The 24,910-nt window shown below is 73.7% G+C and carries 20 protein-coding genes; 9 read left to right on the forward strand and 11 right to left on the reverse strand.

What is annotated here, in order from left to right; translation table 11 throughout:
• Positions 1 to 88 precede the first annotated feature (88 nt).
• From FRADC12_RS28660 to FRADC12_RS33370, 3 genes are all read left to right on the forward strand, one after another.
• On the forward strand, positions 89 to 1,606 hold the full coding sequence (locus FRADC12_RS28660) for a hypothetical protein (protein WP_052711078.1): 1,518 nt from the start codon (positions 89 to 91) through the stop codon (positions 1,604 to 1,606).
• Positions 1,607 to 1,640: 34 nt separating this feature from the next.
• Positions 1,641 to 1,841 (forward strand): type II toxin-antitoxin system Phd/YefM family antitoxin, encoded by a 201-nt coding sequence (locus FRADC12_RS21890; protein WP_232303956.1) that lies wholly within the window; start codon positions 1,641 to 1,643, stop codon positions 1,839 to 1,841.
• Positions 1,842 to 2,072: 231 nt separating this feature from the next.
• Complete coding sequence (locus FRADC12_RS33370; RefSeq protein WP_232303957.1) at positions 2,073 to 2,270, forward strand: PIN domain-containing protein; 198 nt, start codon at positions 2,073 to 2,075, stop codon at positions 2,268 to 2,270.
• 29 nt (positions 2,271 to 2,299) lie between these two features.
• On the opposite strand, the gene FRADC12_RS21900 is transcribed toward FRADC12_RS33370, so the two are convergent.
• A complete protein-coding gene (locus FRADC12_RS21900) occupies positions 2,300 to 3,667 on the reverse strand; it encodes an acyl-CoA dehydrogenase family protein (RefSeq protein WP_232303958.1) in 1,368 nt (455 codons plus the stop codon).
• Between the two features lie 468 nt (positions 3,668 to 4,135).
• Here FRADC12_RS21900 and add point away from each other — a divergent pair, with 468 nt between their 5' ends.
• Both add and FRADC12_RS21910 read left to right on the forward strand, forming a co-directional pair.
• A complete protein-coding gene (add, locus tag FRADC12_RS21905; RefSeq protein ID WP_052711081.1) occupies positions 4,136 to 5,089 on the forward strand; it encodes an adenosine deaminase in 954 nt (317 codons plus the stop codon).
• Positions 5,090 to 5,284: 195 nt separating this feature from the next.
• On the forward strand, positions 5,285 to 6,130 hold the full coding sequence (locus tag FRADC12_RS21910; RefSeq protein ID WP_045878048.1) for an adenine deaminase C-terminal domain-containing protein: 846 nt from the start codon (positions 5,285 to 5,287) through the stop codon (positions 6,128 to 6,130).
• Here FRADC12_RS21910 and FRADC12_RS21915 read toward each other — a convergent pair.
• Both FRADC12_RS21915 and FRADC12_RS21920 read right to left on the reverse strand, forming a co-directional pair.
• Positions 6,115 to 6,870, reverse strand: a complete 756-nt coding sequence (locus tag FRADC12_RS21915; protein ID WP_084011098.1) for a sulfite exporter TauE/SafE family protein — start codon at positions 6,868 to 6,870, stop codon at positions 6,115 to 6,117. The two genes, FRADC12_RS21910 and FRADC12_RS21915, sit on opposite strands and share 16 nt — an antisense overlap.
• A gap of 434 nt (positions 6,871 to 7,304) precedes the next feature.
• The gene (locus tag FRADC12_RS21920; protein ID WP_045878050.1) at positions 7,305 to 8,345 is read right to left on the reverse strand and encodes a Gfo/Idh/MocA family protein; all 1,041 of its coding nucleotides are present in this window, start codon (positions 8,343 to 8,345) and stop codon (positions 7,305 to 7,307) included.
• A 308-nt stretch (positions 8,346 to 8,653) separates the two neighbouring features.
• Between FRADC12_RS21920 and FRADC12_RS21925 the strand changes: the two genes are divergently transcribed.
• Positions 8,654 to 9,769, forward strand: coding sequence for a nitronate monooxygenase (locus FRADC12_RS21925; RefSeq protein WP_045880016.1), 1,116 nt, complete (start codon positions 8,654 to 8,656; stop codon positions 9,767 to 9,769).
• Positions 9,770 to 9,804: 35 nt separating this feature from the next.
• Positions 9,805 to 11,052 carry a flavin reductase gene (locus tag FRADC12_RS21930; RefSeq protein ID WP_232303959.1) on the forward strand — a complete coding sequence of 416 codons (1,248 nt, stop codon included), beginning with the start codon at positions 9,805 to 9,807 and terminating at the stop codon, positions 11,050 to 11,052.
• Between the two features lie 10 nt (positions 11,053 to 11,062).
• Here FRADC12_RS21930 and FRADC12_RS21935 read toward each other — a convergent pair whose 3' ends face one another.
• Positions 11,063 to 12,418: an MFS transporter gene (locus tag FRADC12_RS21935; RefSeq protein WP_045878052.1), complete on the reverse strand. Its 1,356-nt coding sequence runs from the start codon at positions 12,416 to 12,418 to the stop codon at positions 11,063 to 11,065.
• A 114-nt stretch (positions 12,419 to 12,532) separates the two neighbouring features.
• Positions 12,533 to 13,612 carry an alcohol dehydrogenase catalytic domain-containing protein gene (locus FRADC12_RS21940; RefSeq protein WP_084011099.1) on the reverse strand — a complete coding sequence of 360 codons (1,080 nt, stop codon included), beginning with the start codon at positions 13,610 to 13,612 and terminating at the stop codon, positions 12,533 to 12,535.
• Positions 13,613 to 13,996: 384 nt separating this feature from the next.
• Here FRADC12_RS21940 and FRADC12_RS21945 point away from each other — a divergent pair, with 384 nt between their 5' ends.
• The gene (locus FRADC12_RS21945; RefSeq protein ID WP_084011397.1) at positions 13,997 to 15,613 is read left to right on the forward strand and encodes an AMP-binding protein; all 1,617 of its coding nucleotides are present in this window, start codon (positions 13,997 to 13,999) and stop codon (positions 15,611 to 15,613) included.
• An 88-nt stretch (positions 15,614 to 15,701) separates the two neighbouring features.
• Here the strand turns inward: FRADC12_RS21945 and FRADC12_RS21950 are convergent, their stop codons facing one another.
• Together FRADC12_RS21950 and FRADC12_RS21955 are read right to left on the reverse strand one after the other, a co-directional pair.
• Complete coding sequence (locus FRADC12_RS21950) at positions 15,702 to 17,468, reverse strand: S8 family peptidase (RefSeq protein ID WP_045880019.1); 1,767 nt, start codon at positions 17,466 to 17,468, stop codon at positions 15,702 to 15,704.
• A 385-nt stretch (positions 17,469 to 17,853) separates the two neighbouring features.
• A complete protein-coding gene (locus FRADC12_RS21955) occupies positions 17,854 to 19,293 on the reverse strand; it encodes an aminotransferase-like domain-containing protein (RefSeq protein ID WP_045878053.1) in 1,440 nt (479 codons plus the stop codon).
• Between the two features lie 108 nt (positions 19,294 to 19,401).
• Here FRADC12_RS21955 and FRADC12_RS21960 point away from each other — a divergent pair, with 108 nt between their 5' ends.
• Positions 19,402 to 19,554 carry a hypothetical protein gene (locus tag FRADC12_RS21960; protein ID WP_045878054.1) on the forward strand — a complete coding sequence of 51 codons (153 nt, stop codon included), beginning with the start codon at positions 19,402 to 19,404 and terminating at the stop codon, positions 19,552 to 19,554.
• 377 nt (positions 19,555 to 19,931) lie between these two features.
• Here the strand turns inward: FRADC12_RS21960 and FRADC12_RS21965 are convergent, their stop codons facing one another.
• The 4 genes from FRADC12_RS21965 to FRADC12_RS21980 all read right to left on the reverse strand — a co-directional run bounded on the left by FRADC12_RS21965 (position 19,932) and on the right by FRADC12_RS21980 (position 24,450).
• Entirely contained in the window at positions 19,932 to 20,858 is a 927-nt protein-coding gene (locus tag FRADC12_RS21965; protein WP_045878055.1) for a cyclase family protein, read from the reverse strand.
• A gap of 37 nt (positions 20,859 to 20,895) precedes the next feature.
• Positions 20,896 to 22,050, reverse strand: coding sequence for a thiolase family protein (locus tag FRADC12_RS21970; RefSeq protein ID WP_045878056.1), 1,155 nt, complete (start codon positions 22,048 to 22,050; stop codon positions 20,896 to 20,898).
• Positions 22,047 to 23,216: a thiolase family protein gene (locus FRADC12_RS21975; RefSeq protein ID WP_045878057.1), complete on the reverse strand. Its 1,170-nt coding sequence runs from the start codon at positions 23,214 to 23,216 to the stop codon at positions 22,047 to 22,049. Before FRADC12_RS21975 ends, FRADC12_RS21970 begins: the two co-directional genes overlap by 4 nt.
• A 157-nt stretch (positions 23,217 to 23,373) precedes the next feature.
• On the reverse strand, positions 23,374 to 24,450 hold the full coding sequence (locus FRADC12_RS21980) for a Zn-ribbon domain-containing OB-fold protein (protein ID WP_084011100.1): 1,077 nt from the start codon (positions 24,448 to 24,450) through the stop codon (positions 23,374 to 23,376).
• Positions 24,451 to 24,910: the final 460 nt, after the last annotated feature.

Consider the following 24,910-nt stretch of genomic DNA (forward strand, 5'->3'; position numbering starts at 1 on the left):
GTCCGGGACTGTCGTCGACGGTGGCCGTTGACGGCGCGGGGTCGACAATGAACGGAACCTCGGTCGCTTTCTGTGTCAACATCGCGACATGAGGACGCTCGGCGACGTACTGGCCGCGATGGTCACCTGCGGCGAGCGGTGGCCCTCCGTCCACGCCGAGCTCGTGCACCGGTTCGACCCCGGCGCCGCGGCGGACGCCCGCCGCGCCCAGCAGGTGCGTGATCTGGACGGCCAGGGCGCCGAGAACGGCGCCGGGCTGCCCGACGGGCCGGGATCGGCGGTTGTCGCCCCGCCGATCCCCGCCTTCGGCTTCGTTCCGGTGCCGGCGGCGCCCGCCCCGGGCGAGGACGCGACCGACCCGGTGGTGCGCCGCGGCCGGCTGCTCGCCGCCGCCGGGATGCTGCGGGTCGAGTGGCCGGACGAGGACGAGGTCACCGTCGTGCACGGCGAGCTGTGGCGCCGCCGGCGCGGCGAGGAGATCAGCGGAACCGGCACCGTCGGCGCGGCCACGGCCAGGCCAGGCTCGCCGCGCCGTCCTGGCGTCGTCGTGCGCGAGCAGTTGCTCGTGCGGCCCTGGCTGCTGCTGGCCTGGCTGCGGCCTCGGCTCACCGCGTCGACCGAGGTCGCGGGCCGTGCGTCGACGCGGCTGGCCGCGGTGCCGCGTCCCGGCGCGCGCCCGCCGGTGCTGGCCGGGCTGGCCGACGGGGCACAGCGGTTCGATCTCGTCGTCGACGACGCGACCGGCGTCGTCGTCGAGCTCGCCGCCTTCTTCCGTGGCCGGCCCATCGAGCGGGTCGCGCTGCGCCGGCTCACGGTCGGCGACACCGCCGATCCCCGCCTGTTCGACCTCGCGGCCCTGGACCTCGGCGTGGCCGGCCGGCCCGGGGCCAGGTCGCCTTCGGCGGCCGGCGCGTTGGGCGAGGCCGCTTCGCCAGGCGAAGCCGTGCCGCGCGGCGAGCCTGTGCCGTCTGGCGAGCCTGTGCCGCGCGGCGAGGCCGTGCCGCGCGGCGAGCCTGTGCCGTCTGGCGAGCCTGTGCCGTCTGGCGAGCCTGTGCCGTCTGGCGAGCCTGTGCCGCCCGGCGAGGCCGGGCTGGCTGCTGAGGACGGGCGGCCAGGCGAGGAAATGCCGCCGGAGCCGGGGTCGTCAGGTCCGCCCAACCCGGTCGCGCTCGTGCCCTCTCGTGGCGTCGCCGAGCCGGCTGGCCTGCGGAATCCGGGCGCCGGCGAGCCCGTGGTGCCGGCCCGCCCGCGCCCGCTCGCCCAGCTGGCAGACGAGGTCGATTTCACGCTGTGCGTCCCGGTCGGGCGAGCGTTCGTCGGCCGGATCGAACGGCGGCCGGAGGGTGCGGTCGTGGTCGCCTTCCCGGCGGCCAACAACGGCGAGCTGCTCACCGTCAGCCAGTCCACCGGCGCCGGCATCGCGGACACCGCCGGCTGGGAGCGGATCCGGCTGCCGGACGGCACCCCCGCCAGCTGGTGGCCCCCGGACGGCCTGCTGTTGCAGGGCCACCTCGTCTTCGACCGCGCCGGTACGCGCATCTGGGTCCGCGGCGTAGACCGCCACGCCATGACCGCCCTGGCTCTCTCCCTGCACCCCGCCCGCTGACCTGCGCGACAACCTGAGTCGCTACCTCGCCGAAGTGCGCACGGGGCGCACCCTGACCATCACCGACCACGGCCGCCCCGTCGCCCGCCTCATGCCCGTCACGGAGCCCACCCAGCTCGAACAACTGATCGCGGAGGGACTGGTGGAGCCGGCCCGGTCGGGCACCTGGACGAGACCTCGACCGATCGCGGCGACTGGCACTGTCAGCGATCTCGTCAGCGAGCAGCGCGGATGATCTGCTATCCCGATACGTCGGCGTCTGTTGCGTTGCTGATCGACGAGCCGGGTTCGGCCAAGGCGATCCGGGTCTGGGAGGCGGCCGACCGGATGGTGTCGTCCAGGTTGTTGCACGTGGAGGCCGCCGCCGCGCTAGCCCAGGCGAATCGGCTCGGGAAGCTGAGCACGCGCGCACCAGGCGGCACTCCTCCAGCTGGACGACCTGTACGCCGAGCTCGACATTCTGGCCGTGACCGACAGTCTCGTTGCGAAGGCGGCAACGCTCGCTCGACAACTGGCGTTGCGCGCCTACGACGCCGTGCACTGTGCGGCTGCGCTGCTCCTGGCCTCCGCTGATCTCGTGGTCGTCAGCGGCGACAAGAAGCTGCTCTCCGCCTGCCGAACGCTGGGCCTGGCGACAGCGGACACCGGCGCCATCATTGACTGACGCCTCGGCGGTCTCTGGCGCGGGAACGGTCAGGTGTAGATGCCGGGTTCGGGGGCTTGGCCGGTGAGGAGGTACTGGCCCAGCTCGGCGTGCTTCCAGTCGACGGGGTCGTGCAGGGACAGGATGCGGGCGTTGCGCCAGTGGCGGTCGAGGCCGTGGCCGGCTGCGGTGGAACGGGTGCCCATCAGGGCGTAGATCTCGCTGGTGGCGCGGACGGCGGCGCGGGAGGCGGCCGCCTTGGCCGCGTAGATCGGGATGGCCAGCGCCGTGCGGTCGAGCTCGCCGCGTTCGAAGGCGTCGAGGAGGTCGCCAGTGGCCAGGGTCAGCGCGTAGGCGGCCGCGAGGTCGGTGGCCAGCTCGCCGGTCAGCCGGCGGACCATCGGGTCGTCGGCGGCCCGCGTGACGCCGGCCGTCACCCAGGGCCGGGTGCCCGTGGCGACGAAGCCACTCGCGGCCCTCAGCGCGCCGATACCGATGCCGAGCAGCGCCGCGGCGAAGCCGGCCTGGTAGCGGACCGAGTTCTGGGGCAGCGGTGCCCGGCCGGGCACGCTGCCGGCGAGGGCCGGGTCGACCGTGACGTCCTCGAAGGTGATCGTCCCGCTGTCGGTGGCCCGCTGGCCGAGCGCGTCCCAGTCGCGGTGGACGGTCATCCCGGGAGTGCCGGCGGGGACGAGGGTCAGCGCGAACCCGAGGAACGGGTCGCCGGCCCCGGCGACCGGGTCGAACGCCCAGGTGGCGACGTAGTCGGCCTCGGCCGCGCCGGTGGTGTAGATCTTCGTTCCGTTGATCACCCGGCGGCCGTCGTCGGCGGTCATGACGACGGTCTTCCACGGGTCGGCGGCGGTCTTGCCGGTCTCGGCGACCGCGAGGCCGAGCATCTTCCCCGCCAGGAGCTCCCCGGCCAGCCATGGGCGCAGGTCGTCCGGGCAGTAGACCAGGATCTCCCGGGTCAGCTCGTCGTGGACCTTCCAGACCTGCGCCACCGCGCTGTCGACGGCGGCCAGGCGGACCAGCGCCTCCAGGAAGAACCGGTGCGAGACGCCCGGCCCGCCGAGATCCACCGGCACGCTGACCGCGGTCAGGCCGGCGGCGCGCAGGGCGGCGATGCTTGCCGTGGGATAGCGGCCGGCCGCGTCGTTCGCGGCCGCGCGTGGTGCCAGCTCCGTCTCGGCGACCCGGTCGAGCTCGGCGAGCAGCGCGGTCTCCGCCGGGCTCCAGCGCTGGGCGGGCAGCAGTGCGCCGAGCAGTCCCGCCGCGCCGCTCGTGCGGACGGCCTCGACGCCGCTCGCGGCCTCGACACGGCTGCTGAGCTCGGCATCGGGGATCGATGCCCCGTGCACGGCACGGCCCGAGGTCTCGGTGCCGGTCAGTGCCTCGGCCATGGGTACATCCGTCATGACCGGCATTCTGGGCCGGGCTCGGCCGGCGGTCGGCGACCGGACCCCGAGCATTTCCGGCGGGACACTCGCGAGGTTGCCGGGCCTTTGCCAGAACGGCCCGCTGAGCTGCGCGTATTGCCGTGACGTAACGTCTGTCCCCGTCCGTTGACAGGGCCCGGGCGCCTTACGAAGGCTCACGGTCGTGACTCTGGAGACCGCTGGCCCGGCCATCGACGAGACGCTGGTCAGGGCGCTGCCGAAGGCCGAGGTACACGTCCATCTGGAGGGGTGCTTCGACCTCGCCGACCTGCTGGAGCTGGCCAAGGCCGCCGGCGAACGGCTGCCCGGCCCGGCCGCGACGCTGTTCGACGTCGACACGCACGACGTGCCGGCGGGTGCACCCAGTGCTCGGCCGGAGGAGGCGCGACGCTCTTCCTTCGCACCTCCGGAGGCCCCCCAGTCGACCCGGAGGCCCCCCAGTCGACATTGTCGGCGTTCCTGCGGTTCCTGGACTGGGAGGGCGGGCTGGTCCGGACGCCGGAGCAGGCGGCTCGGGCGGCCTACCGGTTCGCGGCCCGGGAGAGTGCCTCCGGCGTCCGGTACGCCGACGTGATCATCAACCCGACTCACTGGGGCGCCTGGCACGGCCGGCTCGGCGCGCTGTTCGGCGCGTTCGCGGCCGGCCTCGACGAGGCCGAGCAGGACGGCCTGTGCGTCGTCAACCTGTGCGCGTCGCTGCTGCGCCAGCAGTCCCCGGCCGAGGCGGCCGAGCTGGTCGACTGGATCGTCGAGGCCCGCCCGCCGCGCCTGGTGGCGCTCTCGATCGACGGCGACGAGCGGGCCGCCGGGCGCACCGGCCCGCGGTTCGCCGAGGCCTTCGGCCGCGCGGCGGGCGCCGGGCTGCGCCGGACCGTCCACGCCGGCGAGTCCTCCGGCCCGCAGGGCGTCTGGGACGCGCTCGACCTGCTGCAGGCCGAGCGGATCGACCACGGGGTCCGCGCCGCGGAGGATCCAGCGCTGCTGCACCGCCTCGCGGACTCCCAGGTGCCGCTGGGGGTCTGCCCGCGCTCGAACCTGGCGCTCGGGCTCTACCCCGACCGGGCGAGCCACCCGCTGCCCGCCCTGCGCGCCGCCGGCGTCGCCGTCACTGTCAACACCGACGACCCGGCGGCGATGGGCTACCGGCTGGAGTCCGAGTGGGTGGCCTGCGCGGACGCGTACGGCTGGGGCCTGCCCGAGCTCGCCGGCCTCGCCCGTGCGTCGGTCACCGCCAGCTTCGCGGCACTGGAGCTGCAGGCCGCCCTGCTGGCCGACGTGGACCGTTTCGTCGCGGACCGGACCCGGTCGCCGAACGGGAGCCCCGGCCCAGCCGGCGGCCCGGCACTGCCCGAGGGCCCCAACGCGTCCGATGGCCCGGCACCGGCGGGCGACGCGGGATGAGCGGCCAGCTGCGGCCCGAGCTGCTGCCGGCCGTCGACGAGCTGCTGCTGGCCCGCCGGGTCGCGACGGGCGCGGCGCCGGCCGACCTGATCGTGCGTGGCGGCCGGGTCCTCGCCGTGCACACCGGCGAGCTGCTCGAACGCGACGTCGTCGTCTCCGGCCGCCACATCGCCGCCGTCACCCCCCTTCGGCCGGATGACCGCCGGGGCGGCCACCGTCGAGATCGACGCGGCCGGCCTGCACGTCGCCCCGACGTTCGTCGACGCGCACCTGCACATCGAGTACACGATGCTCACCCCGGGCGAGCTGGCCCGCCTCACGGTCCCGCGCGGGACCGTCTGCGTGCTCACCGACCCGGACTGCATGGCCAACGTCGCCGGGACGGCGGGGATGGACGTCATGCGCAGCTACTTCAAGCGGGCGTTCCACGTCGAGCTGCCGGTGCTCGACGGTCTGGTCCAGCCGGACGTCGACCGTGACGTCCTGAAGATCGCGGTGGTCGACCGCCACCACGGCGACGGGCTGACCGGGGTCGGGTTCGTGCGCGGCTTCACGCTGCGGTCCGGGGCGGTGGCGATCTCGACGAACTGCACCAACGCCAACGTCGTGGCCGTCGGGACGAGCGACGCCGACCTGGTCGCCGCGGTGCGGGCGCTGCGCGAGCTGGGCGGCGGGTTCGTCGCCGTGGCGGACGGCGCGGTGCTCGCCGCGGTCCCGCTCCCGGTCGGCGGGCTGATGAGCGACGCCCCGTTCGAGCAGACCCGGGACGCGCTCGCCGCCGCGCAGGACGCGGCGGTGGCGCTCGGTTGCGGCATCCGTTCGCCCTATCTGGTGCTGTCGTTCGTCGGCCTGGCCGTCGTCCCCGACCTGGGGCTGACCGAGCTGGGCCTGGTCGACGCGGTCGCGCAGCGGTTCACCGACGTGGTCCTCGACCTCCGCGAGACCGGTGTGACCTGCCGCTGCCCGAGCCACGGTTACCCAGTCCACGCCCTGATGGACCCGAGCACCGCCGACGGCGGGCTCGGTCAGCGGGCGCCGTAGGCGTCGAGGCCGAGCCAGACCGCGAGGCCGAGCGCGGCGACGGCGACCAGCAGGCGGATCACGGTGGCAGGGGCGAGGCGCACGACCGCGGGCCCGGCGTAGCCGCCGGCGAGCAGACCGACGGCGAGCGGGCCGGCCGCGGCCCAGTGCACCGGGCCGGAGAACGCGAAGATGATCGTGGCCAACAGGTTCGCGAAGCCCGACGAGACGGTCTTGACCGCGTTGACCCGGGCCAGCGGCTCCGGCAGTGTCAGCGCGAGGACGGCGAGCATCGCGACGCCGCCACCGGCGCCGAAGTAGCCGAGATAGACCCCCACCCCGAGCACCGCCAGCCGGATCGGCAGCCCGTGCTCCTCCAACGCGCCGGTGCCCCGGCGCACCAGGCGCGGCTGCAGCGCCAGCAGCACCCCGGCGGCCGCGATCAGCCAGGGCACCGCGAGCCGGAACGCGCCAGGCGGGGTGGTCAGCAGCAGGACGGCGCCGGCCGAGCCACCGACCAGGGTCAGCGCCCCGAACCGCAGCACGCGCGGGGCCTGCCCGGCGAGCTCGGGCCGTGAGCCGCCGACCGCGCCGAGCGCGATGAACACCAGGGCCACGGTGTTGGTGACGTTGGCGTCCAGCGGCGGCAGCCCGACCGCGAGCAGCGCCGGGTAGGACACCAGCGACGCGAGCCCAACCGTCCCGGTGATCCCCGCGAGGACTCCGGCGACGACCAGGAACATTACGGCGGCGCCGCTCACCGCCGCGCACACGGCCCCGCGGGGGCCTCGACCTTCCCAGTTCCGGACAACTGGGCCGATCGCACCCGGCGACGCTATCCACCCGCCAGCCCGAGCGGAGCCGCTAGGAACCCCGATGTGAGCAACGAGTCCGCCTCCGGCAGCGTGGCTACTGAGGCTCCTCGCGGCGGCGAGGTTCCGTGCACGCGAGTCATACCCGGTGGTCAGAAAGATCCAGAACGCACGACCACCAGGTCCTTCGGTCCTCCAGGCCGACGGCGACGTGCGAGTTTGGTGCTGCTGCGAGTTGCCATCCGCCGTGGTCGCGGCCCCATTCGCGCGCTCCGGAGCTGAAACGATCTCTGGGTTTCCGCTCCACCGGATCCTGGTGTGGTGGTGCACACCGGCCAAGCGGCGGCTGGCGTCAGACAGATCCTGGTTCAGGACGGTGCTGACTACGCGATCTGCTCGTCGTCCGGGTAGTGGACGCCGACCGCGGCGCGGATGGCGTCCAGCGTCTCGGCGATCCGGATGCTCTCGGCCAGCGGCATGACGTCGCTGTCGAGGTGGCCGGCGCGCAGCCGGTCGTGGACATGCCGGACCTGATAGTGCAGCCCGATGCCGTCCAGCGGCGTGTCGATCCGGCGCGGGGGCACCGGTTCCGCGTCGTCCGCGCCGATCCTGCTCGGCGCCGCGGGAGCGTGGACGACGACGGCCTCGGGCGCCCACATCGAGCTGGGCAGCTCGATCGAGCCGAGCGTGCCGACGACCCGGGCCGCGCCCGGCAGGTCGGCCCGCAGCGAGGACTTCGCCACGGCGAGCGCGCCGTCGGCGTAGCGCAGCACGGCGACGACGTGCTCGTCGACGCCGGTCGAGCCCAGCACCCCGCTCGCGGTCACCGCGACCGGCGTGCCGAGCAGCAGGTGCGCGAACTGGACCGGATAGATGCCGATGTCCAGCACACTGCCGCCGGCCAGGTCCGGGTTGAACAGCCGATGGGCCGGGTCGAAGCCGGCTCGGAAGCCGAACTCGGCCTCGACGAGGAGCAGGTCGCCGATCTCCCCGGCGTCGAGGACCGAGCGCAGCGCGCGGTAACCCGGAGTGAACCGGCTCCAGACGGCCTCCATCAGGAATCGCCCGGCCTGGCGCGCGGCGGCGGCCATCGCGGCGGCCTGCGCCGCGTTCACGGCGAGCGGCTTCTCGCACAGCACGTGCCTGCCGGCGCCGAGGAACCGCAGCGTGTGAGCCAGGTGCCCGGTGTGCGGCGAGGCCACGTAGACGACGTCGACCTCGGGGTCGTCGGCCAGCGCCGCGTACGAGGCGTGCCGGCGAGGTATGCCGAGCTCGGCGCCGAACGCCTCGGCGCTCGCCGCGGCCCGCGAGCCCACGGCGACCAGCTCCGCGTCCTTGACGAGGGCGAGGTCACGGGCGAAGTCCCGCGCGATCATTCCCGTGCCGGCGATGCCCCACCGGATCCGCTCTGCCACGCCAGCCATCCTGCTCCGCCCGGCGGCCGGCCGGCAGGTGGTTCGCCCGGGGCCGGCCGGCAGGCGGCCCGCGCCTCCGCTGCTACCCGCAGGCGCCCGGACCAGGACGCGGCGACGTCCAGCACCGGTCACGGCAAAAACCGGCCGTCGCGAAAAAACTAGAACGGGTTCCATTTGAGGGCGAAAGATGCTTGTATGCCCTCACTACCTGGCCACCGGGGCACAACCGCCGACGGGGCTGCCGGCGCCTGCGCGCCCTCGGCGCCGCCCATCCCCGGCGACATCCACCGACCGACATTCACCGACAAGGGGCCGTGGTGCGAACACCCATCTGTGACCAGCTCGGCATCGAGTTCCCGATCTTCGCGTTCTCCCACTGCCGGGACGTCGTGGCGGCCGTGAGCCGCGCGGGCGGGTTCGGGGTGCTCGGCGCGCTCGCGTTCAACGCCGAGGAGCTCGAGGTCGAGCTGTCCTGGATCGACGATCACGTCGACGGCAGGCCCTACGGGGTCGACATCGTCATGCCCAACGCGTACATGGGCAAGGGCGAGGGCTTCACCCGGGAGAAGATCTCCGGCCTGGTGCCCCCGGAGCACCGGGCTTTCGTGGACGGTGTCCTCGCCGAGTACGGCGTGCCGCCGCTGCCGGACGAGGCGGAGGACGGCCGGGACATCAAGGCCGCCGGGCTCGCCGTCGACCTGGAAGGCCCCGGCCAGGTCGAGGTGGCGCTCAAGCACCCGATCCGGCTGCTCGTCAACGCGCTGGGCCCGCCGCCGAAGGAGATCGTCGACCGGGCCCATGAGCACGGCATCCTGGTCGGCGCGCTCGTCGGCAGCCCTCGGCACGCCGTCAAGCAGGTCGAGCAGGGCGTCGACATCATCGTCGCCCAGGGCACCGAGGCCGGCGGGCACACCGGCGAGATCTCGACGATGGTGCTCATCCCGGACGTCGTCGACGCGGTCGGGCCGGACGTGCCCGTGCTCGCCGCCGGCGGGATCGGCTCAGGCCGGCAGATGGCGGCGGCGCTGGCCCTGGGCGCCCAGGGCGCCTGGACCGGCTCGATCTGGCTGACGGTCGCCGAGGCGGACACGAACCCGGTCGTGGTCGACAACCTGTTGCGGGCCGGCTCGCGGGACACCGTCCGGTCGCGCTCGATGACCGGCAAGCCGGCCCGGCTGCTGCGCAACGCCTGGACCGACGCCTGGGAGCGGCCGGACGCGCCGAAGACGCTGCCGATGCCGCTGCAGGGCGTGGTCTGGGCCGAGGCGGCCCGCCGGTTCACCCGGGCCGGCACGCCGGAGCTCAACGGCTTCCCGGTCGGGCAGATCGTCGGCCGGATGAACGCGCGCCGGCCCGCCGACGAGGTCGTGCACGGCCTCGTCGAGGAATGGGTCGCGACCACCCAGCGCCTGTCCGGCCTGATCGAGGACTGAGGCGGGGCTCGACATCCGGTTGGAGGCACCTCGCCATGACATCGCAACCGTCGAACGACGCGAGACCAGTCGCCACGGCCTCCGGGCCGCCTCGGCCGGTCATGATCGACCCAGGGCTCTTCCGCCGGGTGCTTGGGAACTTCCCAACCGGCGTCGCGGTCATCACCGGCCTCGACGCCGGCGGTGCGCCGGTCGGGCTCGCCGTCGGGTCGTTCGTTTCGGCGTCGCTCGACCCACCGCTGGTCGCCTTCTTCCCGGACCGCTCCTCGTCGAGCTGGCCGCGGATCGCCGCCACCGGCCGGTTCTGCGTCAACATCCTCGGCTTCGACCAGGAGGCGGTCTGCCGGACGTTCGCCGTCCGGGGCGGCGACAAGTTCACCGAGCTGTCCTGGCGCTCGGCGCCGTCGGGGGCACCCGTCGTCGACGGCGTCGTCGCCTGGATCGACTGTGACCTGGAGGCGGTGCATCCCGCCGGCGACCACGACCTCGTGCTCGGGCGGGTCAGGACCCTCGACGTCGGGCGCTCCGTGCTGCCGCTGGTGTTCTTCCAGGGTGGCTATGGCCGGTTCTCGCCGCTGTCGCTCGCGGCCTGGGAAGGCGACCTGGCCGTCCAGCTGCGCACCGCCGACCTGGCCCGGCCGCAGTTCGAGGACCTGGCCGCCCGGTTCGCCGCCGAGTGCGTCGCCAGCGCCGCGGTCGGGGACGAGATGGTCCTGGTCGCGAACGCCAGCGCCGGGTCGTCGGGGGAGCTCGCGCCCCGGGTCGGGCAGCGCATCCCGTTCCTGCCGCCGTTGGGCACCGCGTTCGTCGCCTGGGCCGGCCCGCTGGCGCGCCGGGCCTGGCTGGACCGGGCCGGCAAGGACAGCCCGCCCGGCACCGTCGCCGCGCTGGAGGAGACGCTCGCGCAGGTACGCGCGGCGGGCTACTCGGTCGGCCGTGGTCGCGACTGGCACGGCGCGCTGAACACGGTCCTCGCGAAGGCCGACCCGACCGACCCCGCCGACCCGGGCCACGACGCCATCCGCCGGCTGATCCGGTCGCTGCCGCCCGGCTACGAGTCGCCCGCGGCGGCGTCGCCCGCGGCGGACGGGGCACGCCAGCACGCGGACGAGCTGCGCACCCTGTCCGCGCCGGTCTTCGGCCGGGACGGCACCGCCGTCCTCGTCCTCACCCTGATCGGCGTCCACCGCCCGCTCGACGGCGGCGCCGGCGACCCGGTCGCCGCGCTGCGCGCTGCCGCCGCGACCGTCACCGCCGCTCTCGGCGGCACCCAGCCGGCCTGACGCCAGGCCGCTAGCCGGTCAGCTCGGCCCGCGCCTGGCGGTGCGGACGGTCGGCCCGCAGCAGGAAGATGACCGTCGCGACCACCAGCAGCGGGCCGCAGACCAGGAGGCCGGCCTTCGGCCCGACCAGCGTCCACAGACCGCCGGCCGTGAGCGTCGCGAGCACCCGGCCGGCGCTCTGGATGCCGGCGAGCGCCCCGAACGCGGCCCGGCAGCTCTCCGGCCCGGCGAGCCGGGCCACGCCGGTGTACTCGGCGGTGTCGACCGCGCCGGCCGCCGCGCCCGCGAGCAGGAAGCAGACGGCGAGCGTGACGTTGTGGTCGGCCGTGATGGTGGCCAGGCCCAGGTAGGCCAGCAGCAGGCTCACCCCGCCGGCGGCGAGCACGAGGCCGGTCCCGGCGCGGTCCACCAGCCGCCCCACCCAGGCCGCGCAGACGGCGGCGGTCAACTGGTAGAGCCCATAGCACAGCGCCACCCGCTGGGCGGTCACGAGCGTGCCACTGGAGCCGACGACCTTGGACGCCCGCAGCAGGAGCAGGACCACCGCGATGTTGGACGCCTCGTAGCACGCGACTCCGACGAGCAGGGTGCCCAGCGCCCGGCCGCGCAGCTGGGTGATCGTGATCTGGGTCGGCGCCGTGGGCGCCTCCGGTGCGTTGGAGCGACCTCGGACCATGGCCACGGCGCTCACCACCACTGCCAGCGCGATCGGGATCGCGGCGAAGCCGATGACACCGCGCGGGCTGGTGAAACTGAGGAGAGCCACCGTGACCAGCGCGCCCACGGCCCCACCGAGGGCCCCGACCGAACGCTCGAAACCCAGCCGGCGGCCGAGCCGGGCCGGGCCGGCCGCGCTCGCCTGCTCCTCCAGCGCCGGCGTGCCCAGCCCGCGCGCCGCCCACGAGCCGGCCCGGCAGGCACCGGCCTGCCACAACGCACCGCTGGCCGCGAGGAACCCGGCGGCCAGGGCCAGCCCGGCGCTGGCCGCCAGGTCCAGCGCGCCCCGCAGGCCGGGACGCCGGTCGGCGAGCTGGTTGCGGCCATACCGGGCGGCCGCGCCGCCGGCCCGGCCGGCCGCCTCGACGCCCGCGAGCGCGAACGGCGCGGCCCGCAGCGTGCGGGAGAAGAACGGAGCGGCCACCGCCGTCATGCACGCCAGCCCGACCGTCGACAGCAGGTAGGGCAGCCGCACGGGGTCGCGGTAGCGAATCTGGTTCCGTGCGGGCACTGCGGCGGGAGCCCCGGCCGACCGTGCGGATCCCGGCGGCCGGGCCGTTCCCGCCGGCTGGGCGGTGCCGGCCGGCTGGGTGGCCACCGCGCGGCCGTCGTCGGTGCTGTCCCGCGCGTCGGCGGGTGGGGCTGACATGGCGTGATCGTAGAGCCGCCGCCCCGGTCCCGAGCACGAAAGCCCCAGCCAGGACATCCGGGACGCCCAGGCTCATGATCATTGAACGACGCCAGTGGGACCGGAGGTCTGGGCCTAAGGCGTGACGACGGCGCGGCCGCGCAGGGTGGCCTCGTCGAGGGCGCGGTAGGCGTCGGCGACCTGGTCGAGCGTGAAGACCTCGACCAGGCTGCGGATCCGGCCGGCGGCGGCCAGCGCGATCACGGCGTGCGCGTCGGCGATCGTCGAGCCCTGGAAGGTGAAGACCTCCGCCTCGCGGGGCAGGCCGCCGTACCAGCCGGCCCGCAGCCTGCCGCCGGCGGAGCCGACCAGGCCGAACGCGCCGCAGGGGCGGACTGCGCCGATGCCTGCCGCGATCGTCGCGTCGGTGCCGACGAAGTCGAGCACGGCGGCCGCGCCGCCGCCGGTCAGCTCCTTGATCGCACCTGTGGTCATGCCCGGGTCGTCGCCGACGCCCGGCACTGTCTCGTCCGCGCCCAGTTCCGCCGCCGTGACGAGCCGGGCGGGGGAGACGTCGACGGCGACGACGCGGGCCGGGGAACAGGCCTTCAGGTGCTGGATCGCGAACCCGCCGAGCCCGCCCGCGCCCAGCACGACCGCGGTGCTGCCCGGTTCCAGCACCGGCAGCACCCGGCGGACCGCGTGGTACGACGTGGCGCCGGCGTCGGTCAGTGGCGCGGCGGCGACCGGGTCGAGCCCGTTCAGCGGGATCAGCCCACGCACCGGCGCGACCACGTACGGCGCGAGACCCCCGTCGCGGCCGTAGCCCCGGCCGGCGAGGCCATTCGGGCAGGCGCTGTCCCGGCCGGCCAGACAGTAGGCGCACCGGCCGCAGGACGTCGGCGAGACCAGCGCCACGGCGGTGCCGACGTCCGGCACGTCCGGCACGTCCGGCGCGTCCGGCGCGTCCGGTCCGGCCTCGACGACGGTGCCGGCGATCTCGTGCCCGAGGGTGAACGGCATCCGCCAGCCGATCAGCTCGCCGATCTCGCCGGGAATCTGGCACATCGTCAGGTCGGAGTGGCACAGCCCGCTGGCCGCGACCGCGACCAGCACCTCGCCGGGGCCAGGCTTCGGAACCTGCGTGTCGACCAGGTGCGGCGACTGTAGCCAGGCGGTGATCCGGTAGGCCGGCATGTCGCCGGTACGGGTCATGGGACCTCCTGCGCGCGAGACGACCTGACGGTCCGTCAGGTCTGATGTTAGCGTCGGGGCGCGCCGAGCGGACCAGCCGCGCCGCGCGTCCGTCGGCGCTGGTCGGCACGGAAGGACCTGGTCGGCACGGAAGGACCTGGTCGGCACGGAAGGACCTGGCGATGACGACGGACGGCGGGCACTCGTTCGGCGAGCTGCCGAGGATCATCAGCGTGGACGACCACGTCGTGGAGCCCGCGCACCTGTGGCGGACCGCTGCCGGCCCGGTTCCGTGACGCCGGCCCGCGGATGGAGCGGCGCCATCCGGATGCTCGGGCTCGACCTGGCCACTGGATAGAACAGGTTCTATATTGCTGCCGGGAGCGAGGACTGGAGGGCACGCGGATGGCGAGCACCCCGACGGCGGCACCGGCCACGGGCGCGGCCGAGGCGGCGGGCATGATCACTGGCGCCGACGTGAAGACGCTGTGGGACCTGCTCGCGCGCCGCGCGGCGCTCACCCCGGACGCGCCGCTGCTACTCGCCGACGGCGACGACGGTCCGGTGCGGGTCGGCTGTGCCGAGCTGGCCGCCCGAGCCGAGCGGGTCGCGGCCGGGCTGCTCGACGAGTACGCCGTCGGGCCGGGCGCCCGGGTCTGCTGGCAGCTCCCGACCCGGGTCGAGACGGTCGTGCTGTCGATGGCGCTCGCCCGCCTCGGCGCCGTCCAGGTGCCGATCATCCACATCTACCGGGAGCGCGAGGTCGCCGTCGCGCTGCGCCAGACCGGCGCGCGGCTGTTCTGCGTCCCCGGGACCTGGCGCGGGACCGACTACGTCGAGCTGGCCGCCGCGGCGAGCGCGGACCTGGTCTACCGGCCGCGGGTGCTGGTGGTCGGCACCGGCGCGGACGCCCTCCCGCAGGGCGACCCGGCGCTGCTGCCCGCGCCGCCCACCGACGGCGAGAAGATCCGCTGGATCTACTACACCTCCGGCACGACCTCGCAGCCCAAGGGCGTGCGGCACCGGGACTCCTCGCTGATCGCGGCCGGCGTCGGCCTCGCGCTGGCGCTGGGCGCCCGTCCGGACGACGTGGGCTCGATCGCCTTCCCGGTGGCGCACATCGGCGGGCCGGACTACCTGGCGATGATGCTGTCCGTCGGGTTCCCGGCGCTGCTGCTCGAGGCGTTCGTCCCGGCCGACGCGATCGCCGCCTTCCGCCGCCACGGGGTCACCCTCGCGGGCGGTTCGACCACTTTCTACACCGCGCTTCTCGCCGCGAGCCGGCAGTCGCCGACGCCCGGCGAGCCGCTGGTCCCGACGCTGCGCCTGCTCGCCGGCGGCGGCGCGCCCAAGCCACCGGAGCTGTTCACCGACGTGCGGCGGGCGCTCGGCATCCCGATCGCCCACGGCTACGGAATGACCGAGATCCCGATGATCACCCAGGGCTCGCCGACCGACAGCGACGACGCGCTGATGTACTCCGAAGGCGCCCCGCTGCCCGGCGTCGAGGTGCGTGTCGTCGGCGCCGACGGTGTGGTCACGCCCGTCGGCGTGGAGGGCGAGGTCCGGGTCCGCGGCTCGACTGTCTGCGCCGGCTACACCGACGCCGAGGCGACCGCCGCCGCGTTCGACGAGGACGGCTGGTTCCGGACCGGAGACCTGGGCGTCATCCGCCCGGACGGGCACGTGACCCTGACCGGCCGGCTCAAGGATGTGATCATCCGCAAGGGCGAGAACGTCTCGGCCAAGGAGGTCGAGGACCTGCTCTACCAGCACCCGAAGGTCGGCGCGGTCGCGGTCGTCGGGCTGCCGGACGCTGAGCGTGGCGAGCTGGTCTGCGCCGTCGTCGAGCCTGTGGCAGGTGGGCCGGAACCCTCGCTGGCCGAGCTGGTGGCGTTCCTGCGTGCCGCCGGGCTGATGACGCAGAAGATTCCAGAGCGCCTGGAGATCCTCGACGCGCTGCCCAGAAACGCGACGCTTAAGATTCTCAAGCACGAGCTGCGCGCCCGCTACACGGCCTGAGCGAGGCCCTCACCCGCAAAACAGAACGGGCCCGGACGGCGAATACCGTCCGGGCCCGTCAAATGTCGTGCTCAGACCACTCGGGTGCTCAGCGCAGTTTGGCCACGTTCGACGCGTTGATGATGCCGTACCCGTAGAAACCGTTGTCCTTCACTGTCCCCTGGCAGACCGGCGCGTAGCCGGCATGGTCGGGCTCGGGGTACTGGTTGGCGGTCGGGCAGGCCACCGGAGTCGCCGTCTGCTCGAGCGCCCGCATCACGACCTTCGGGTCGAGCGTCAGCCCGCCATGGGCCCGGTCGGGGCGCCCGAGCTGGCTGACGATCAGCGCCGCGACCCCGACCGCGTGCGGTGAGGCCATCGACGTGCCCTGCAGGTACTGGTAGTACGACGTGACGCCCTTGCTGTCGTCACGGATCACGAAGGGCGTCGTCGGGTTGCCGGCGGCGTCGATGTCGCCGACCGCGGCCGCGACGTTCTTCGGGTAGGCGGCGAGGATCAGGTTCCCCGGGGTGTGGAACGCGGCCGTGCCGTACTGGTCGTAGTAGTCACCGCCGGGCGCCGCCACGGTGGTGTGGGTCAGGCCGTAGTTGCTGAAGTACGACAGCCGCTTGGACGGCCCGATCGCGTTGACGGACAGGACGCCCTTGGCCTCCGACGGCATCGACAGGCACGAGTTGTCGATGACGCGCGAGTGCGCGGCGGTGCCGGACTGCGGGTACGGGTAGTCCGGGCTGGTGTCGTCCGAGGAGATGTGGTCGAGGTCGGTCGACTCGTTGCCCGAGGCCGCGATCAGCGTGACGTTACGGGCGGACGCGTAGGCGACCGCGCGCTGGGTGGCCGCGATGATCGTGCGCTGCTCGGCCTGCTGCTGCGGGGTGTCCGCCGCGTTGGCCGTGCAGTTGAACAGCCACGGGTCGGTGTAGAACGACATGTTGACCACGTCGACGCCGATGTCACCGGCGTAGGTGATCGCGTCGATCGTCGGCTTCAGGAAGAAGAAGCCGGCGTCCTGACCAGCCCGGATGTTCACCAGCTGCACGTTCGGCGCGACGCCGGCGATTCCCAGGCCGTTGACCGGCGAGGCGATGGTGGAGGCGACGTGAGTGCCGTGGCCGTCGTCGTCCTCGTTCACCGGGTCGACGCAGGACGGGTGCTCACACGGCCCGTCCATCTCCTCGCCGGAGACCGGGTCGGTCGGGATGTCGGTGACGAAGTTGCGGGACAGCTTGGCGTTGAAGTTCGGCGCGATGTCCGGGTGGGTGCCGTCGATGCCGGTGTCGATGACGCCGACCAGCACGCCCTTGTTGCCCGGCTGGGACTTGTAGGAACCGGCCTGGGTGGCGCCGATCATCTGCATGTCCCACTGCGCGCCGGCGAGTGGCTCGTCCGCCGGTGTCCTGGGCTTGACGGGTGGGCCCCAGTGGCTCGGCGAGCCGCCCGACCGGGAGGAGCTGCGTTCCTTCTGGGTGAACGAGTCGCCGGGATCGGTCGAGGAGCCGCCGGCCGCGTCCGGGACCGCGTAGCCGATCGGGGAGTTGGGAGCGGCACCGACGAGGGCCGCGCTGCGGTCGGCCTTCGCCTCGAAGGCCGGGTCGGTCGAGGTGATGGTCGCCAGGCCCACCTTGGCGTTCTCGGACACCACGGTCCCGCCGAGCGAGGCGACCGCCGCGCGGCCGGACTCGGCCGAGCCGGCGTAGACGACGACGTAGGTCCGCGCCGCGGCGGCGTTTGCCGGGCCTGGCAGCGCGACAGCGGCCGGGACGGCGAGGAGCGCCGCGACCAGCGCTGCCTGCTTGGCCCGGCGCCCTCGGCCGGTACGACGGTCCTGGGGGAGGGATGAGGAGGAGCTGCGCATGAACACGGTCACCTTTTTGGGGGCGGAATGCGCTTGATCCGACGGATCCGCGTTCGACACCGTAGTAGAAGCATCGTGGCATGGCTACCAGATGTGGCGGGTTTTGAGGATCCGTCGTGCGTATACCACTCTGAGCACACCATCAGCACGCCCCACGAAGGCAGGGTAGTTGCGGCGATGTTTCCGCGGTTTCCCGGTGGCTGATTTCCGCGCTGGAACGGTGAACCGGTTGGAATTGTGAGGTCCCCGTCGACTCGGTCTTGGGACACCGGTTTGCGCCGCCGGCGCGAGGGCCGGCCGGGTGCCTCGTCCTTGGTCGACTGTCTCTGGGGCGAGTGTCCCTGGGCCGCCGCCGTCCCCGGGTCGCCAGCCCCGGCGGGTGACGTCAGCCCACGAGGGCGCCGGTCTCGACCGAGCCGGCACTGGCGTGGACCGCCTCGGCCAGCAGCGCGACCGCGGTCGGGATGTCCTGCTCGCCGATCCCGGCGACGCACAGGCGCAGGTGGCTGGAGTCCTGCTCGCCGACCACGAAGTACCGCCCCGGCACCACCGACACCCCCAGGCGCGCCGCCCGGCTCGCGACCACCTGGTCGTCGGTGCCGCGCGGCAGCCGCAGCCACAGGCTGATGCCGCCGCGCGGGTTCTCGAAGGTGCAGTCCGGCAGCTCGGCCGCGAGTGCCGCCGCCAGCGCCGCCATCCGCACCCGCAGCGCCGCCGAGACGGTCCGCAGCTGGGCCGCCCAGCCGGGGCCGGTCACCATCTCGATGGCGGTGTGCTGCAACGGCGTCGGCACGAAGAAGTCGTCGACCTGGCGCATCGCGGCCAGCCGGTTCATCACAGGCCCACGCGCCACCAGCGCACCGACCCGCAGGCTCGGCGCGAGGATCTTCGTCAGTGAGCAGATGGTGATGACGTGCCCTGAGTCGTCGTCACGCCACAGCGGTGGCGGCGGGAGCTGGCCATGACCGAGCCAACGGGAGAAGTCGTCCTCGACGATGAAGGCGCCGGCCTTCTCGCAGATGTCGAGGACGGTGCGACGGCGGTCATGCGCGAGCACCGCGCCGGTCGGGTTGGCGTACGTGGGCTGCAGGAACAGCAGCCGGGCCGAGGTGGCCGCGAACGCCCGCTCCAGCAGCTCAGGACGCACCCCGTCCGCGTCGGTGGGCACCGGCACGGGAACGAGGCCCGCGCTGCGCGCGACGGCGAGCGCGCCGTGGTAGGTCGGGACCGCGAACAGCAGTGGACTGCCCGCCGGCAGCAGCGCGCGGAACGCGGCCGACAGCGCGCCCTGAGCGCCCGGGGTGATCAGCACCTCGCTGGGGTCGGCACCGATCTGCCGGCCGAACCAGCTGCGCAGCTCGGCGACCCCCATCGCGGGGGGAGCGGCCCAGGCGTCCGGGCGCCGTACCGCGCGGGTCGCCGCGGCCGCGAGCCTGCTGTCGGCCCGCAGTGACGCGTCCAGGTAGCCCGAACCCAGCTCGAACCCGTGGACGCTCGCGCGGCCCAGCACCAGCTCGACCCCGCCGGACCCGGCGACCGGGCTCGCGCCCAGCGCCACCTGCTGCCAGTCGGTGTCCCCGAAGCGGGGAGCGCGGCGCGCCGCGACGAACGTGCCGGCGCCTGGCCGGGTGACCAGCACCCCTTCGGTCACCAGCCGGGCGAGCGCGCGCTGCACGGTGACCGGCCCGACGCCGAGGCGCTGCTGCAGCTCGCGGGTGCTGGGCAGCCGCGCCCCCACGGCGCGGGCGTCCGCCAGCGCGCGCAGCTCGTCGGCGACCTTCTCGGCACTGCCGGTGTCGCTGCGGCCGGTGCTACTATATTTCATGAGAAGACAAGATAGCGCTTTCGGTACGGTCCCGTCAGCTGCTTTCCGCCGACCGGTCTGGACGCCTGTCGGGCCGCCCGCGATGGGCGTCAGCGTCGGCGACGCGCGGTGACCGCCGCCGCGACCGCTGCCGTGGTCGTCGGTCTGCTCGTGCTGGGCAGCGTTCTGTCCTGGCTGTTCGGGCCTGACACCAGGGATCCGGACTTCGGGCCGCGCCCGTCCAGCCCCCGTGACGAGTTCTTCGGATCCCGCTTCCCGTGACCGGCGGCGCTGAGCGCCCCGCGACCTGCCGTACATCGAAAACGACTGAGGGGCCGGAAGCGATAGCGCTTCCGGCCGCGTCGACGCGGTGCGCTTCCTGCGGTTCGGAGAGGCGCGCGGCGACTACCCGCAGGTCGTCGCCGCGCTCAACGGATCCGGGCATTGAGACGAGCCGGCGGCGAAGAGTCGGCAACTCCCTGGGGTTCTGGCGTGTTTGCGCCTGGGCGCCCGACGCCGCCAACGTGCCCACGAAACCGGCAATCGACAAGGCCGGCGACCGACTTCCACGCCCTGCCGAAGCAGGGTAGGGAGGGCGCTCAGCGCCCGACAGGCGCATAGTCCCGCGGGCGCTCCGCGCCCGTTCGGGATGATTCGCCCTACTTGATGGCGACCGGTGCCACGATTCCGCCGAGTCCGTTGGCCAACGGTTCCGGGGTCGCCGACAGCAGGAAGGTGTAGATCCCGTCGTCGGCGCAGTCGGCCGCGAGCGTCTCCAGATCGAAGTTCTGCCCCTGGGTCAGGCCCATCTCGACCAGGTGCAGCAGGTGCACCGGCAGCGGCGCGTCGTCCCGCTCCCAGGGGAAGACCTCGAAGACCACCGTGTCGGTGGCCGCGGCGGCGACGTCCTGCGCGCGCATCCACTCCACCGAGCGCAGCGACAGCCCCGCCACCGGCGCCAGGTAGCCCATCTTGTCGCCGGCTTGCAGCAGCCGCATCTGGCCGGTGCGGACCAGCACCAGGTCGCCCGGCTCGACGGCGACCCCGGCGAGGCCGACGGCCGCGGCCAGATCGTCGCTGGTGATCGCGTAGCCCGAGTCCAGCCGTTCGACGCCGCGGGCCCGGGCGACGTCGAGCAGCACGCCGCGCCCGACGATCGGCCCCGCCTTGTCGATGCCGCAGCGGGCCGCCCCGGCCGCGGTGACCGTGGCCGCGCCGAAGCCGTTGTAGATCCGCCCGTCATAGGACGCGTGCGCCAGCGCGTCCCAGTGCGTCGCCGCCTGCACACCCATGACGACCATGTCGTCGGAGAAGCAGACCTGCGACGGGTCGCCGGTCAGCGGCTCGTTCAACGAGATCATCGTGCGGATCGGGTTGATCCGGCCGGGGATGAACCCGAGCTGGGGACCGTCCTGGGACAGCGGCAGCGCGAGCGAGAAGCGCTTCCCGGTGCGTGCGGCGGCCACGCCCCGGCGGACCGCCTCGTCGGTCAGCAGATTCAGCGTGCCGCGCTCGTCGTCGGATCCCCAGCGGCCCCAGTTGTTGACCTTCCTGGCGAGCGCGTGGAACTCCTCGGGCAACGCCACCGGCGATCTCCTCCGATCGGGCGTCGGGCACACCGGGCTACAGCGAGGATCGGACGATCCACATCGCGAAGTACTGGGCGCCACCGCCGTAGGCGTGGCCCAGCGCGGTGCGGGCGCCGTCGACCTGGTGCTCCCCGGCCCGGCCGCGTACCTGCAGCGCGGCCTCGGCGAACCGCAGCATCCCGGACGCGCCGATCGGGTTCGACGACAGGACGCCGCCGGACGGGTTGACCGGGAACGACCCGCCGATCTCCGTCTCGCCCGCCTCGACCAGCTTCCACCCGTCGCCCGGGCCGGTGATGTCGTGGCCCTCCAGCCACATCGGCTCGTACCAGCTGAACGGGACGTAGAGCTCGGCGACGTCGATCTCGGTGAGCGGGTTGGTGATCCCGGCGGCCCGGTACAGGTCGTGGGCGCAGTCGACGCCGGCCTGCGGGCGGACCGGGTCACGGCTCGGGAACGACGTCGGCTCGCTGCGCATCGCCGTCGCCGCGACCCAGGCGGGCGGGTTCCCCCGGGCCGCCGCGTCGCGACCGCCGGCCTCGTCGGTCAGCACCAGCGCGCACGCGCCGTCGGAGGACGGGCAGGACTCCAGGAAGTGCAGTGGGTCCCACAGCACGAACGAGTCGCGGACCTTCTCCATCGAGATGTCGGCGATCCTGAGGTGTGCGTAGGGGTTCTTCAGCGCGTTGCGCCGATCCTTGACGGCCACCTGCCAGCCGATGTGCTCCGGCGCGCCGGAGCGGCGGATGTAGGAGCGGATCCACGGCGCGAAGATGCCACCCGCCCCCATCGAGCCCGACTTCCCGCCGGACAGCCCCCACTGGGCGTTGCCCTCGGACTGCTTCTCGAACGCGACGGCTAGCACCCGGCGATGCCGGCGGGCGTGGATCAGGTGCGAGGCGACGATGGCCGTCGAGCCACCGACGCTGCCGGCCGTGTGCACCCGCATGATCGACTTTCCGGCCGCGCCGAGCGCGTCGGCGAGGTACAGCTCGGGCATCATGACGCCCTCGAAGGCGTCCGGCGCCTTGCCGAGGACGACGGCGTCGATGTCGGGCCAGTCGAGGCCCGCGTCCTGCAGGGCCCGGCTCGCCGCCTCCCGGACCAGACCCGCGAGCGAGACGTCGAGACGCTTGCTCTTGTGGTGGGTCTGGCCGATCCCGATGATCGCGCACGGCTCGCCGCTCATCGCGTCTCTCCTTGCGGCTCGCGCTCACCCGGTTCGCGGCTGAGCAGGCAGACGAGGTTCTGCTGCAGGCACGGACCGGAGGTCGCGTGCGCCAGCGCCCGGCCGTGGCCCTGCTCGCGGATCGCCCGGGCGGCCTCGACGACCCGGACCAGCCCGGTGGCCATCACCGGGTTCGCGGCCAGCGCCCCACCCGAGGGGTTGACGACGCAGTCCGCCGGCAGGCCGAGCGCGTCCCGCAGGATGATCTCTTCGTGGCTGTAGGTGGCGGACAGCTCCGCGACCTCGACCGGCCCACCGCAGCCGAGGCCGGCGGCCTGCGCGGCCTTCCGGGTCGACACCGAGTCGGTGAGGTCCCGCATGCCAGGCTGGTGCGGCTCGATGAAGTGCTCCAGGCCGGTGATCCACACCGGCCTGATCCCGTGCTTGGCGGCCAGCCGGTTCGCCACGGACGCGGTCGCGAGCACGAGCGCGCACGCCCCGTCCGTCACCGGCGGCGCGTCATGCACCCGCAGCGGGGAGCGCACGTACTCAGCCGCCAGCAGCGCGTCGATCTCGGCGTCCGAGGGCGCGTCCGGGCGCTCGGTCAGGCCGCGGCCGGCCGCCGCGACCGCAGGGACCGCGTGGGGGTTGGCGGCGGCGGCCTGCCGGGCCCGCGCGGCGACAGCGGCCAGGTCACGCTCGGTCGCCGTCCCGGTGTCCAGCAGCGCCCGTGCCTGCAGCGCGGCCAGCGACAGCGGGTCGACCCCGAGCGGCGCCAGGTAGTACGGGTCGGTCTGCAGGTTCAGCACCCGGGCGAGGTCGCCGCTCGAGGACTTGCCGGAGCCGAAGACCAGCGCCGTGCGTTCGTCGCCGATCAGCAGCCGCACCCAGGCCTCGTGCAGCGCCCAGGCCCCGTCCATCTCGACGTGCGACTCGCGGATCGGCGGCCAGGCGCCGACCGCGTCGAGGTTCGCGACGAAGGTGAAGGTGCCGCCCGACAGGTAGTCAGCGCTGCCGGAGCAGGTGAAGTCGATCTCCTTGCGCTCCAGTCCCGCGCTGACCAGGGCCCGGGTGACGACGTCCAGGCACAGCTGCACCTCGGTCGACTCGGCGAACTCGCTCATCGGCGACAGGGCGTAGCCGACGATCGCGACCGGCTCGCCGAATACCCGTTCGTTGTCTGTCATGTCTGCACCCCTGCTGAGCTCGGTCGCGCGCGGAATGACTGCTGAGCTCCGTCGGCAGCGAGCTCCGGCCCCGTCCTTGCTGCCCGACCTCCCAAATCGGCTTCGCCGATTCGGCAGGGACCCTGCCGACGGGACCTCCACTCGCTGCCTGCCGCGCTCAGAAGACCCGGTCCAGGTAGCGCTCGACGGGCAGGTCCGGCTCGCCGGTCGGGCGCCAGCCGGCGATCGCGCCGGTGGTGGCGCCCCAGCCGCGGTTGCCGAACTCGTCGGCGCTGCGCTCGGCCTCGGGCAGCCAGACCGCCTCGACCCGCATGCCCGGCCGTACGTCCTCGTTGGCGACGTCGACGACGGGCTGGAGGCCCAGCAGCGCCTCGACCTCGTCGAGCAGCACCGAGACCCGCACGAACGGCTCGGTCTCCTTCTGGCCCGGATACGCCACCGGGGTGACGATCGTGAAGTTCGTGACGACGCCCCGGTCGGGCAGCACCAGGTCCTGGCTCTCGTCGAGCGGGATCCCGTCGATCGGGCAGAAGTCGCGGGGCGGCGCGTAGACCTTCGCGCAGGTCGGGCAGCGCTGGCCGATCAGCCTGCCGGCCATCATCGAGCGGGCGTACCGCTCGCCGGCCGGGGCGAGCGCCTCCTTGTAGGTCAGCGACGACCAGAACTCCATCGTGGCCACCGGCTCGCCCGGTCCGGCCGCGGCTCGGGCCGCCGCGTCGACGATGCCGGGGACGGCCTCGGCGCAACCGGCGGTCTCCTCGGGAACGAAGTACGCGAGGTCGTCCGGGCGGCCCTTCGGCTCGGCCCGGAACCGGGCGACCACCCGCAGCCCGCTACGCAGCGCGCCCTCGGGGGCGTCGACGACATGCATCAGGCTGGTATCGGCCCCGTCGAGCTGGATCAGCGCGAAGGCGAACGGCCGGTCGAGCGGGTGGCGCGCGTCCGGAACCGGCACCCAGGTCCAGGTCCAGACCGTGCCGGCCGGGCCGACGTCGACCAGCTCGCCGGACGTGGCCGCTCCGGTGTCCGGGTCATACTCCAACGGCGGGCAGAGCACCCGCGCGCCGCTGCGGACACCGGTGATCCGGCCGGCGGCGAGCGCGATGAAGTACCCGCCGACGACCGGGCCGAGGCTGCGGCGGTACGGGAACTCGACGGTGTTGGTGACGATCCTGGGCACGGTCGCTGCCGCGGAGGTCTCAGGGCTTTCGACCTCGGATGCCCCAGCTGACACAGGCAAGGCTGCCTCCTGGCATCGCGTCCGCCCGGGGCACGCGCCGGCCGGGCGGGGGAGCGACGGATGAACGTGTCGACGGACGAGTCGCGACGAGAACGTGTTGCTGTTCTACCGCAAAATAAGAACAGGTTCTAGGGTGAGCGCCCCGAACGGACGCGGAGCGACCGCGGGGCGCTCCGCCTCGGGGTCCCTCCCGGATCGACGGAAGCGATCTGGGAGGTCGGCGATCTGGGAGGTCCGGCGCGCCCTCCCGGCGCTTACGGCCCCGCGGTGTGAATGTCGGTGGTCAGAGTTGATCTGGGGTCGGTTTCGTGGTTGCGTCCGGCCACTCGCCGTCGCCCTGGTTGCGATTAGCCCGCCCGTGAAAACGTTGCATGATCGATTGAGAATGTGTTCTATGTCTTCACGTGTGGCTGTGGCGTAGGCCACAATGATCGACGGCCGGGATCGTCCGAGC

The sequence above is a fragment of the Pseudofrankia sp. DC12 genome, from assembly GCF_000966285.1.
Classification (GTDB): Bacteria; Actinomycetota; Actinomycetes; order Frankiales; family Frankiaceae; genus Pseudofrankia.